This is a genomic window from Vibrio brasiliensis LMG 20546, from assembly GCF_000189255.1.
GTDB lineage: Bacteria > Pseudomonadota > Gammaproteobacteria > Enterobacterales > Vibrionaceae > Vibrio > Vibrio brasiliensis.
This window is the reverse complement of the sequence record NZ_AEVS01000076.1, coordinates 76,496-88,947: the sequence shown is the minus strand read 5'-3', so window position 1 is coordinate 88,947 and position 12,452 is coordinate 76,496. Positions and strand designations below refer to the sequence as shown.

At 43.1% G+C, this 12,452-nt stretch carries 14 protein-coding genes; 13 read left to right on the top strand and 1 reads right to left on the bottom strand.

Features of this window, described 5'->3' with window-relative positions; translation table 11 throughout:
- The first annotated feature begins 282 nt into the window (after positions 1–282).
- Entirely contained in the window at positions 283–1,197 is a 915-nt protein-coding gene (locus RH46_RS14210; RefSeq protein WP_006880192.1) for a LysR family transcriptional regulator, read from the top strand.
- Here the strand turns inward: RH46_RS14210 and RH46_RS14205 are convergent.
- A complete protein-coding gene (locus RH46_RS14205; RefSeq protein ID WP_006880191.1) occupies positions 1,187–1,645 on the bottom strand; it encodes a prepilin peptidase in 459 nt (152 codons plus the stop codon). The two genes, RH46_RS14210 and RH46_RS14205, sit on opposite strands and share 11 nt — an antisense overlap.
- Positions 1,646–1,849: 204 nt before the next feature.
- Between RH46_RS14205 and RH46_RS14200 the strand changes: the two genes are divergently transcribed.
- Genes RH46_RS14200 through RH46_RS14145 form a run of 12 tightly spaced genes read left to right on the top strand, consistent with a single transcriptional unit; the run spans position 1,850 to position 12,452 of the window.
- On the top strand, positions 1,850–2,062 hold the full coding sequence (locus RH46_RS14200) for a Flp family type IVb pilin (RefSeq protein WP_006880190.1): 213 nt from the start codon (positions 1,850–1,852) through the stop codon (positions 2,060–2,062).
- 57 nt (positions 2,063–2,119) lie between these two features.
- Positions 2,120–2,896 (top strand): hypothetical protein, encoded by a 777-nt coding sequence (locus RH46_RS14195; RefSeq protein WP_006880189.1) that lies wholly within the window; start codon positions 2,120–2,122, stop codon positions 2,894–2,896.
- Positions 2,897–4,222 carry a type II and III secretion system protein family protein gene (locus RH46_RS14190; protein ID WP_006880188.1) on the top strand — a complete coding sequence of 442 codons (1,326 nt, stop codon included), beginning with the start codon at positions 2,897–2,899 and terminating at the stop codon, positions 4,220–4,222. It begins immediately after the preceding gene.
- Entirely contained in the window at positions 4,222–4,683 is a 462-nt protein-coding gene (locus RH46_RS14185; RefSeq protein ID WP_006880187.1) for a hypothetical protein, read from the top strand. Before RH46_RS14190 ends, RH46_RS14185 begins: the two co-directional genes overlap by 1 nt.
- A 2-nt stretch (positions 4,684–4,685) precedes the next feature.
- The gene (locus tag RH46_RS14180; RefSeq protein WP_006880186.1) at positions 4,686–5,879 is read left to right on the top strand and encodes a CpaE/TadZ family protein; all 1,194 of its coding nucleotides are present in this window, start codon (positions 4,686–4,688) and stop codon (positions 5,877–5,879) included.
- On the top strand, positions 5,876–7,141 hold the full coding sequence (locus RH46_RS14175; RefSeq protein ID WP_006880185.1) for a TadA family conjugal transfer-associated ATPase: 1,266 nt from the start codon (positions 5,876–5,878) through the stop codon (positions 7,139–7,141). Before RH46_RS14180 ends, RH46_RS14175 begins: the two co-directional genes overlap by 4 nt.
- The gene (locus tag RH46_RS14170) at positions 7,138–8,052 is read left to right on the top strand and encodes a type II secretion system F family protein (RefSeq protein ID WP_006880184.1); all 915 of its coding nucleotides are present in this window, start codon (positions 7,138–7,140) and stop codon (positions 8,050–8,052) included. Before RH46_RS14175 ends, RH46_RS14170 begins: the two co-directional genes overlap by 4 nt.
- Positions 8,052–8,918, top strand: a complete 867-nt coding sequence (locus RH46_RS14165; RefSeq protein ID WP_006880183.1) for a type II secretion system F family protein — start codon at positions 8,052–8,054, stop codon at positions 8,916–8,918. The genes RH46_RS14170 and RH46_RS14165 overlap by 1 nt, the downstream gene beginning before the upstream one ends.
- The gene (locus tag RH46_RS14160) at positions 8,915–10,039 is read left to right on the top strand and encodes a tetratricopeptide repeat protein (protein ID WP_040895917.1); all 1,125 of its coding nucleotides are present in this window, start codon (positions 8,915–8,917) and stop codon (positions 10,037–10,039) included. The genes RH46_RS14165 and RH46_RS14160 overlap by 4 nt, the downstream gene beginning before the upstream one ends.
- The gene (locus tag RH46_RS14155) at positions 10,036–10,566 is read left to right on the top strand and encodes a TadE family protein (protein ID WP_006880181.1); all 531 of its coding nucleotides are present in this window, start codon (positions 10,036–10,038) and stop codon (positions 10,564–10,566) included. The genes RH46_RS14160 and RH46_RS14155 overlap by 4 nt, the downstream gene beginning before the upstream one ends.
- Positions 10,556–11,140, top strand: coding sequence for a tight adherence pilus pseudopilin TadF (gene tadF, locus RH46_RS14150; RefSeq protein WP_006880180.1), 585 nt, complete (start codon positions 10,556–10,558; stop codon positions 11,138–11,140). The genes RH46_RS14155 and tadF overlap by 11 nt, the downstream gene beginning before the upstream one ends.
- Before the next feature lies 1 nt (position 11,141).
- Positions 11,142–12,452, top strand: coding sequence for a TadE/TadG family type IV pilus assembly protein (locus RH46_RS14145; protein ID WP_174263844.1), 1,311 nt, complete (start codon positions 11,142–11,144; stop codon positions 12,450–12,452).

Genomic DNA, 12,452 nt, shown 5'->3' with positions numbered 1-12,452 from the left:
TATCTACAAAGAGCGCTTTTGGCAGCAAAAAAACTAAGTAAGAACTGGTCTAGAGCCAAAATTCTAACTTCGACAGTTCTAATCCCTGTATCGTTCGGTTTGCATTTATTTTACAAGATGCTGTTAGCAATAATGTTGCTGAGTGCTTTGTTGTATAAAACATGTTTATAGCATCATAAATATTGCTGTTTGTATCTATATGACACAATTGTTATTTTCAGCTCAATTATTTAGATAATTAAAAAAATAACAATAAACCGCAGCATCGAGGTAGTTTCGACTATGAAAACCGTCAATAGAAGTATCGACGTCAAATACCTAAGAACTTTTTCGCAGGTTGCCAAACATAAGAGTTTTACTGCAGCGGCTGAGTCGCTGTTTATGACACAACCTGCGGTTTCACAACATATTAAAAAGATCGAAAGTACAATAGGGGCAAGTATTTTTGATAGAAAAGACGGCTTTGTGCTGACAAAACACGGCCAAGTTCTTCTTGAGTATGTCGATCAAACCATGTCTATGTATGAGAAGTTATTTCACGACCTGGAAAGTGTGGAATTACGTGACCAGTTTAAGATTGCAATCGCTGAATCTTTTTGTCCTGATATGGTTGAAAAGATCATCAATGAATTCAGAGCACTGAACAATATTGACTTAACAATCACCAGTTTTTCTAACTGTGCGTATCTGGATATCGAAAAGTATGATCTTATTTTTTCGGTTAATAGGCTTCCATACAGTAATGGTCGTTCATACCAACTCAACACGGTTAATTACGCTATTGCTCATTCGCATATGCTCGATCCTCAGGAGTGCTATCCGCAGCGTATTGTTTACTGTGATACGTTAAATCGCTCGGATGTTCAAGATATCCTGAAACATCATGGGGTTGACTCTTGTTTTGTATCCAGTTGGGTGTCAACCAACTCATTGCGTCTGATTAAGAATGAACTTGAAACCAATGGCACAGTATTGATTTTCCCAGAATGGTCAGTAAGGAACCTGAATTGTCGCAAAGTGATCATCAATCAGAAGGTCAATATGTATGTATGGTGTAGTGAAGATGTTACTCATGAGCTTGAAGAGTTAGGGGTAAAAGACAAGATTCAAGAGCTGTTTGAATTACGTGAAGAAGCATGCATGCGCAGAGAAGAAACCAAAGTAAACTGTGGTTATATGCCAGTATTTACCAGCTAAACAAAGAGAGTGCAGTAAACGCTACGCCACTAATTGAGATAGGTATTCCATAGGGAATACCTTTTTCAAATATATTTGTCTTAGTCATCAAGCCAATAAGAAACATAACTACTAATTGCAAACCACCTATCAATCCCACCAAAACTAAGCAGGCGAGAGTGAGTTCGGGCTTTATTCCTACCGAAAATGCGCACAATAGCTTGATGTCGCCTGCGCCGAAAGCGCCGATTAGCCAGATAATAATTAAAATAAAGAATATGACAGAAGTAATGGTGACTGATTGGATACCATATCCATAGTAAAACGCAGCAATAGTGTTTGTAATAATTAATAATTTGCAAATTCGATTGGATATTGTTCGATGTTGATGATCACTGATACAAGAATGAAATGCACAGGCGATATTAATAATTACTATCGTAACGGCAATGATGTTGTCTAAGTTCATCTTAGAATAATAGCGTGATAGTAAATATATTTAAAGCTAATACATATAAAGTTTATTTATGCAGTCATAAGGAACTTCTTCCTTTAGTGTGATAATGAAAAATTATAATCGTATAAAAACTTATAATTTGTTGCGATGGGTTTTGGATGATTTAATTCCAACTGAAATATACACGGGCCAAGGCCAACATTTTAGAGGAACATTATGTACTACAAAACTTTAGCAAAGCTTGCAGAGCTTAAAATGAAATTTGAAGATGACGTTCGCGGTGTAACTGCTGTGGAATACGCAATTATTGCGGTTGTAATGTCAGCGCTTGTATTAGCAGCATTTCAAACTGATGCACTTAGAGATGCAATTACTGGTGCCCTAACTGCAGTAACTGATGACCTAACTACTGCAACAACAGGTAGTTAATACACTGCTTTACTTCTAGGGGCGAATGCCCCTATTTAGTTACCACATAGACTCATTATGAATAGAACAATTATTCTTGTACTTGTTACTCTCGTTATTTTTTCTACCTTTGTTTTTATCAACAATACCTATCTTTCTTCAAGTGGCGAACAGCAAGAACAAGTTATCAAATCAGAACCAAAAGTGGCTGTATTAGTCGTTAGTGGCGCAGCGAAAAAAGGTCAAATAATAAAGTCATCCATACACAAGACGGAGTTGGTTAACTTATCACAAGTTGAAGGTGTAGATTACACTCCCAAGGATGAAATTCACATTGAACCAGGCGCGTTATTTAAACGAGATTTAAATCCGGGTGAGCTTATATCCCAAGAGGATATTTCAAACCCAGGTGATAGGGATTATATGTTTTTGTCTGTTAATAAGGGAGAGTTACCTTACTTTTACCACGTAACGGGTCTTGGAATTGTCCAAACATTATCGCTTTATCCGGGAGACAAAGTCAGTTTTGTTTCTACCACCTCTTCCGACACGAACTTGTTAGAGGATGGCTACGGTGATGTTGGAGGTTTAGTTAGCCGCGTAATTATCAGTGGAGCCAGGGTTCTTCAGGTGATTAAAGGCGAAGAAGACGAAGATGCTCAGGATGCCGAAGATAAACAATATAGCATCGTCGTGGCATTAAGAATGCGTGATGTACTAAAGCTTGAAATGGCGCAAAAAGTGGGTGACGTCAATATTGTTCCGGCGGAGATCGAAAACCGCTATTTATCCATTCGTAGCAGTGACTTACTAGAGACACAATTTGGTGTCCGAGAGTTAAGAGGCCAAGACTAAATGATAGCAAATAAAACTAAGTCAGCAGCTCTGATAGCTCTTATTCTTGCGTTACCTTCTTATGCTTCACAATTGATGAGTTTAGATCAAGGGGCGGCTAAAACCATTAATCTAAAACGTCAGATTGCCACTGTTTTTGTCGCAAACCAACAGATCGCTGATTATAAAATCATCGATGAAAACAAGGTCGTCGTATACGGCGTTGGCCAAGGTAGCACGTCGGTTATTGTCTATGACCGCGGTGGTAACGAAATCTACAACGCTGAGCTAGTGGTAAATCAAAGCTTGAGACTGTTGAAGCAGACTATTATTGCCCGCTTTCCAGATGAAAACGTGGTTGTTTCAAATGTTGGTGATCAAGTCGTGCTAGACGGCATAGTCAGTAGCGAAGAGGTCAAACAAAAAGTGTATCGCCTGGTGGGTGAGATGCTGAAGAAAGAGCGCCGCAGGCACACTTATGAGCTTAGGGACGCGGACGGAGAGGAGTATGATGAATTAGACTATACCTCCCGTTTTACTTACGATCAGGTGATCAATAATCTTAAAGTTCTAACCACAGAACAGATCAATGTAAAGCTGACCGTCGCAGAAGTATCGAGTTCATTTTTAACTGAACTGGGCGTTACCTACAGTGATAGCGGTGAACCAGGAAAATTCGTCAATAAACTGCTTGATTTCACAGCGCAAGATATTGTGTCGGTTATCTCTGCCAGTGGTGACGACAAGATTGGTCAGGTGCTCGCTGAACCTAACTTATCAGTGATTTCCGGAGAGCAAGCGAGCTTTCTTGCGGGTGGCGAAATACCTATCGCTGTACGTGATGAAGATGGGATAAGCATCAGTTACAAAGAGTATGGCGTTAAGTTGGCCATGGTGGCGAAAGTGACAGATTCGGAAAACATCCGTCTTACTCTGATACCTGAAGTCAGTTCGATTGATGAATCAAACAAAACATCAACTGGCTTAATCTCTGTCCCTACATTACGAACTCGTCGAGCGCAGACAACTGTCCACCTTAAAGACGGACAAAGTTTCGTACTCGCAGGCCTTTTGACTTCGGAAGAGCGGGAAGCCTTAACCAAAATTCCATTCTTGGGCGACATTCCAATTTTAGGCGCGTTGTTTAGCCATACGACTACCAACCGTTCAAAAACGGAGCTGATTATCGTCGCAACGGTAAACCTCGTTGATCCTGTTGAGTCAGAACAGGTCAAGTTACCAAGCTTTAAGCGCACCAGCGATATCGAACGTTTGTTGCGTATCGACCTATCAGAACTTAATGAGCCCGAACTCGAAGGAACCATAGAACAGGGAGGCTTCAACTAATGCGTTGGATAGTCATTTCCATGCTGGCGTTACTTAGCGTTGCATGTAGCCAAGTAGATACAACAAACTCAAGCGTTATTGAACAACTGGAAGAGCGATTGGAGTTTGATACCACCCAAGGTGACGACTCAATGGGACGAGCGGTAGCGTTCATTCGTGACGTCAAGAGACGTCAGCCGAAAGCCCGATTTCTTGTCGAATACAAAACTGGCTCAAGTGAGTTTGTTGCAACGCTACACGGTAAGTTCAAAACAGAGGGTGTGGCAAAGGATAGATATAAAGTTGCGTTAGCCGATGCGAATCAAGCCAAAAACATTTTAATTACGGCTAAGTACGTGCGAATTCAAAGTAGCGATTGTGGCGTAATGACGTTCAGCAAGAGAGAAGCTTACCGATTTGGCTGCAGCGTTGAACATAATCGAAATATCAGCTTAGTTAATCCAATCACACGAGTTCAGTAAGCATGGATCTAGATATCTTATTTAAAAACTCCTCTTCAAAAGTGAAGGAGAGTGTCTCAGCAAGAGATCTTGTTGTTTCTGATGATGCTGAGTTTATTGAGTCTGTTAATGACTTGTACGCGATTGAAGGGTATGCCAAACCCATTGAGGTGCCTGACATTGATAATGACAGTGCCTGGAATCACTCAGGGGTTAAGCTTAATCACGTTGTATTGGATTTGCGCGGTGCGAGCAACATTGTTGAGCAGACCTCGGAGATTGCAACACGACTAGATGTGACGATTTCATTGCTTGTTTTGTGTGATGTTGATTCGATTAAGCTACGTAATCAGGTTCATTCTCTTGGCGCCAATTATGTCCTATGGGACTCGGAGCTTGACGGGTTACTTGCGGCAATTAAGTCTAGCGATGAACAAGAATCCAGTGTTAAGCGCACCCGAGTTGCTAAGCGTATTTTAATCTTAGGAACAAAGGGCGGTGTCGGGGTTTCTAGTATCAGTTCACTACTGTGTCACTCTCTGGCGGGGCAGGCTAATCTGAAAACCTTGTTGGTCGACCATGATTCTGGCGCGATGAATAGTGATATCTATCTTGGTGTTAAAGGTCATAAGCCCAAACAAAACAGTATCGACTTAAACCAAATCGATATCGATGATGCGATCGCCAAGACGTATGTTCATTCCGTGGTCGACAAACTTGACTACCTGGTTTTAGAGAAGAACATCGCTTGTCTGTCCGACCACGCGACAACCTTATATAACTTGTCTAATCAACTGGTCGATCAATATAACTTCATTATCGATTCCGTACCGCTTTCTTGTTACGAAGAGATTCACGACCAAGAACTGAACGATAAATACCACCGTATCTTTGTTGTGTGTGACCCTTCAGTCGCGTCACTGCGTTCGTACAATCTGCTCAAGAAAAAGTTCGCCAAAGCAGAGCATGAGTTGGTGTTTAATCTTAATCGGCCTGCCAAAGACTTTATGGTCACCCTTACCAGTGCCAAAGAACGAATCCGCGCTAAGGATAGCATCGATTTTTGCTATGAGCCGGCATTGGAAAAACTGCTCATTCAGCAAGGTATCGGCCAGTTTATGAAGTCAAAATCGTCGGCGCCGGTAGCCAATATGGTCGCAACCTTAACGGGTAAGAAGATCAAAACCAAATCACGTTTTTCACTGTTTAGAAAATGAATCAAATAAAAGAAATATACATCCAACTTAGAGATGAAATCTTTGATGCATTGGATGCGGCAACGCTCGTTGAAATTAGCACTCAGGAGCTCGAAGAGCAGTTAAAAGAATCAGTCAACATACTGATTGATAAAAAGAAACTGCAGGTGAGCTCTCTCAAACGTGTAGAACTTGTTAAAGCGCTTCTTGATGAGCTTAAAGGTCTTGGGCCGTTACAAAAGCTGGTCGATAACGACGACATTTCGGACATCATGATTAATGGCCCATCCGACATCTTTATAGAGATTGGTGGCAAGGTTGAAAAGTCTCCAATCCAGTTTGTTAATGAGAAGCAACTTAACACGATTGCAAAACGGATCGCTTCAAATGTAGGCCGTCGTATTGACGAGTCTAAACCCTTGTGTGACGCCCGTTTGTTAGATGGAAGCCGTGTCAACATTGTCATACCACCATTGGCGATTGATGGCACTTCTATTTCAATTCGTAAGTTTAAAGAGCAAAAAATCAAGCTGGAGAATCTGGTTGAGTTTGGCGCTATGTCGGTAGAGATGGCAAAACTGTTGTCGATTGCCAGTCACTGTAAATGCAACATTCTCATATCGGGTGGTACGGGTTCTGGTAAAACCACGCTACTCAATGCGCTGTCGGGTTTTATCGGCGAAACAGAGCGTATTGTGACCATTGAAGATGCGGCAGAACTGCAGTTGCAAAAGCCACACATTGTTCGTCTCGAAACACGTCAGGCTAGTGTTGAAGGGACTGGTGAGGTTTCAGCACGCGAGCTGGTTATCAACGCACTGCGTATGCGCCCGGATCGAATAATCGTGGGTGAGTGTCGTGGCGGCGAAGCATTTGAGATGCTGCAGGCGATGAACACTGGCCATGATGGTTCTATGTCGACACTACACGCCAACACGCCCAGAGATGCTATCGCCCGTACCGAAAGCATGGTGATGATGGCGACGGCAAGTCTGCCAATTGCAGCGATTCGACGTACGATCGTAAGTGCAGTCGATTTGATCGTCCAGGTCAAGCGTTTGCACGATGGTAGCCGTAAAGTCATGTACATATCAGAGATTATTGGTATGGAAGGCGACAGTGTCGTAATGGAAGACATCTTTCGTTACGAAGCAAGCCCTGAGATGAAAGAAGGCAAGATCGACGGACAGTTCCGTACCCCGGGACTGTCGACCCGCTCAGTGATCTATGAACGAGCCAGGTTCTTTGGTCTTGAGCAGACGGTTAGGGAGATTTTCGCGTGACCTTATTATTAATACTTGCCTGGGGCGGTTTGGCGGTTTACTGGCTGATTGTACGTACCCGTCAAAATAACCAACTCAATAAGCTAATAGAGATGGAAGCTGAGTTTGAGGGCGTAAAAGGTGTACGTTCGGTTATCGATGCTCAGCAGTTTGAAAAAGATTTCAAAGCTCGCTTACGCCAACAATATAAAGCGATTGTAAAAGTGTTTCAGCCGCATATGCCGCTCAAACTGCTGGTGTTTTTCTCAGTTTCTTCAATCGCTATTTACACCATCAATGAGTTCTTTTTTCGCCAGGACTTCGTCACATGCTTAGTGATCTTAGAACCGATTTTGTTTGTGATGTTTTTTATCAAGCTCAAACAAAGGCAGGAAGAGAAGTTTAAAAACAACTTTCCTGATGCACTAAATATTCTTAGTGGGGCGATCTCATCCGGTCAAAGTATTGTCCACGCATTTGAATACGTGGGTAAACAACTCGATAACGAAGTCGGAAACGAGTTTAAGTTTATGGCCGAGCGATTACTCATCGGTGAAGACCCTGATGATGTGCTGGAAAGAAGCGCGACCACTTTTCCCTACTTGGAATACTTTTTCTTTGCTTCAACTATTCGCATCAACCTCAGTCGCGGCGGGCAACTTAAAGACGTTATCAACAGAATCAACCGACTCATGTTCGACTCCAGAGCGGTAGAGAAAAAGAAAAATGCCTTGACGTCAGAAGCGCGAGCATCGGCAAAGATCATTGCCTGCCTGCCGGTCATTTTTCTGGTGATTCTAAAGTTTACCAGCCCAGAAAATTATAGCTTTGTCATGTTTGAACCTGGTGGTCAGCCGATTTTTTACTACGTGTTGATCAGTGAGTTTATCGGCTTTGTTTGTATCTGGTTTATCTTGCGAGGTGTTGACTAATGAGTCTGGCAAACATCTTAGTTTGGGGCGTCGCTTTGCTATTCTCATTGCTCGTCGCCGCGGGCGTGCTTAAAGCGTGGGACAATGCGCGGGCCAACATAGCGACAAGAAAAATCATCGGCTCGACCAGAGAAGAACGTAAGCGGGTTGATCTGGTGAAAACCGCACTATCCCAGTTTAGCTTCAACAAAGAAGAGACACGCAAAAAGCTCGTTGCGGCAGGGTTTTATAGTGATTATCTGGCCGATGTGTACTACCTAATGAAAATCATTCCCTTCACTCTCTGTTTAGCTTTGATCGGTTTTGACTATTTTAAGGGCGAAACTGAGATCGCTTTTTCATTACTTTACCTATTAGGGGCTTTAGGTCTGTTCATTATTGGACCAGACGCGTTTGTTGCGAGCAGAGGTAAAGCGAACACCAAACATATCAGTTCCAGACTGCCGTTTCTGCTTGATTTGATGAATGTCTGTGTTCATACCGGTATGACAATAGAGTCAAGCTTAGACTACTTATCCAAAGAGCTGGTTACCGTTGATCGCAACCTGGCTTATGTCGTTCGTGTCACGGTCGATCGCTCGCGATTGGTAGGGTTAGAAAAAGCCTTAGAAGAGTTTTATGACTTGGTGCCGACCAGCGAATCACAAAGCTTTGTCATGACCATGGTTCAGAGTCTTCAATTCGGTTCCTCGATTGGTCCAGTGTTAGCGACGCTAGCAACGGATATTCGTGAATTAAACATGATGGATCTGGAAGAACGGATAGGAAAAATGGGGGCCAAAATGTCTATCCCACTGATTGCTTTCATCATGGTACCTATCGTTGTACTGATTGCCGCTCCAGGTATTTTAAGGATGTTGATGTGAAAAAAATAATTCTGAGTTCGCTACTGTTAACGGTTTTTTTAGCAGGATGTACAGCCGTGAATACCGAGCTGCAAACCAAAGAAAAATTACTGATTGGATCGGGTAATGACCAGCAACTGATTGAGTTCTACAAGGCAAATTTAAAGCTGGAACCGATATATAAAGCCAAGTTAGTCGATCTCTACTTGTCTCAAAAAGACATTAAGTCTGCAGAGTTGTACAGAAATACCTATACAGAAGACGATTTGGAAGAGCCGGAGTTTATCTTGACCAACGCTCGTCTTGATTATCAGAAAAAAAACTATTCCCAAGCGTTAGCAAATCTGGATTTGTATCTGGATGAAGGCGGTGAAATGGGTCAGTTCCATCTACTCAAGGGGAAAATACTCGCGCAGCAAAAACGATTCTCCCAGGCGATTGAACAGTTTGAAGAGAGCAGAAAGCAAGGCGCGTCTGATAGGGAAGCGGGCAACAATATCGCGGTGGTTAAGATGATGCAGGATGACTACCTTGGTGCGACAGACACTTTGTACGATTTGTACATAGCAAGCCCAAGCGATAAGAAGGTGCGTTCAAATCTGATTATTTCTTCGGTAAATGCACAACGTCCCGATATTGCGCTAGAGGTTCTTCGGCACACCAACAGTGATGAACAGGCGCGAAAGCAACTAGCGGCATTAATGCGCTCAGTCAAAAAGAACAAAAGGAGCAGTAGTTCAGTGAGTCAGCCAACAGCAAAAACGCCCGTTAAATCGTTAGGCTCGGGCGCAAGCTTTGTAGCACCAACGAATAAGGTGAGTCATCTGGTTAGTGCCGGTGAGTTTCAACAAGCGAAAAGTAGCACCGATGGTTCAGAGCTTGATCCAAATAAACTCAAACCGGGAGTTAGCCCGATTTATCGCGTCCAGGTGTTAGCGACCTATACTGCGATACCTTCCGACTTTCTTAATTACCTGAAGACCAACTATGGAACCGTCTATTCATACACTCACGGCTTATGGAAGCGTTATTGCATTGGAGAGTTCGATGATTTGAATGAGGCCAAGACTTTCCTTGCCAGCTTAGATATTAAAGGCGCGTTCGTGGTTGATTACACCAAGAAGAGGTACGTACGACTATGAAGCGCTTTAAGCAGAAAGGCTCTTTAACGATAGAAGCTGCAATGGGAATACCTCTGTTTCTTGCCATTATCTTTGGCTGGGTCGAGATTTGCATCCTGACGTTCAATATGAGTATTACAGATCACGCTTTAACCACAGCGGTGATGCGTACCAAAAAGGCAGGAGACTCAAGCAATAGTAACAAGGTTAACTACGGTCAAATGATCAAAGATGAACTCAATAAGGCTGGTGGAGCTTTATGGAGCAACGGGGTAAAGCCTGGCAGTGTTCAGATCCGGGTCGACTACTTTAAAGACTATGGAGGTTTCTTAAAGTGTACCGATGCTTACCAGTCATCTGAAGAGTGCCCTGATAAAAAAGATCAGCCGGAAGATATGGCGTTGGCGGTTTACAACCTTCAGTATACCTATGATCCCTTGGTGTCGATTTGGTTTCCAGACATGGTAATCAAACGAGAAGTAATCACCATTCAAGAGTACGAGCGCTGTTCGTTTAAAGTTGGAAAGGGGGCTGGTTGTGCGAGTTAAACAAACAGGTTCCTTTGCTGTAGAGCTGGCATTAGTGCTGGTATTCGCCTCGGGTTTATTCGTGGTTGTGGTGAATTATATGTTGGCGATCAACAAAAAAGGTCAGCTCGATAGAGCAGCGTATTCGCTGACAACAATTCTGGCAGAAAGAAAACAGTTGTTTAGTGCAGATCTTGATATCTGCGCCGGAGACTGCCGCAAAACGGAACATGAAACCTACTCCATCGCGTCAGCGTCTTTGAAGCGAATGATTCCAAATTTTGAAAAATCTAAATTGGGCATGCGCATTGATGAAGTCCGTCTTCAAGAGACCTTACTACCAAGTGGGAAGATTCAACACAAACGAATACAGAAAACCCTAACTAAAGGCGCAATCCATGGTTGTGATTTCCCGGATATGAGCGACATCACCAAAGACAAGGCGGTTGAGTTGCTGCCTGTGACTTCGAGAGGACGAAGACTGCCTTTGTATCAAGTCTCCTTGTGCTATGAAATTCCAGTAAATCTTATTGGGGTGGCTAATGGTGAGATGCTTCGTTTGATCAGTACTTCATATTCTTTTGCGAGGGTCTGATATGAGAACGATCAGGAAAAATCGAGGAGTGGCAGGAATACTATTTATCGGCCTGCTACCTATCATGGTCATTCTCATGGCCTTTTCGATGCAAATGTCACAACAGATGCTGGCACACGCTCGTGTTTTGGAGGCGGCAGAAGTCGCGAGTCTGGCTCTGATTGCGAGCCCTAAGGAATCGGAAGACGAGAATGTCAAATATGCGCGTCAGTTAGTTGATAGATATGTGGTCGATAATATCAACGATGTTGATGTTGAAGTCTACACGCGTAAATGTGAATACAAAGATGGTTGTGTACAGGAAAGCGGTGAGGTTGCCCCTTTTAGTGATTTTGTCGTAAGCGCGAAAGCCGAACATAAGTCGTGGATTGCGTATGAAAAAGTTGATCTAAAACCAGAGTTTGAAGTCGCAGGGAAGTCGGTGACGCGCAAATATCTTCCACAACCGGTTGATGTTTATTTTATTGGTGACTTCAGTGGTTCGATGAATGGTCACTGGAAAGGAGGAAAAACCAAACTGGATGTTGTTAAGCAAACCATCGAGCGTGTGGTAGAAGATATTGAAAACTTCAATACTGAAGAGAAAAGCCGGGTCGCGTTGCTGGGTTATAACCCTTTGCATGTCAAACAGACCGGAACAGTATACTTAAATTCGTACGGCTATCGCAGATCCTGGCCAAAAAAAGTCGCTTACGATTACGCTCGGGGGACCACTGCGCAAACTGTGGCGAAAATGTTTGATCCTCCAAGCGTCTATTCGCGTGTGCAAGAGTATGTTCGTGGAATGTCACGTCACGACGTCAAGAACCTTGTTGTGAATAACGACCGATTTGTCGACTACTACAAGTTTTACGACATTCCGCTCACAGAGGATTACACCAATTTTAAATCTCGACTGGCAAACGCCTCGCTAGGCGCAGAAGGGGGCACCTCGTCATGGAATGGAATCATCGCTGCCGCCCAAGAGGCAAATAGAGCAACCAACATTAACCCTGAACAAGTATTTATCGTCCTGTCAGATGGTGCTGATAACGATACTAACTATCTACAGCGACTGGTGAATCAGGGGCTGTGCACTAAGTTACGTTCAACCATATCCGCTAAAAGGAATCGGTTCCAAAGTAAAACGGGTAGCGCTGGTAAAACCAAGGTCACGATGGGCGTAATTGGTGTCGATTATCGAGTAAAAGAATCGGATGGGTTTGGAGATTGCTTCGGTCGTAAAAACATCTATCACGCCAAAGATGGTGATGACGTTTACAAATACATTTTAAACCTAATTAATGAAGAAACAGGAAGACTTAAGGATTAA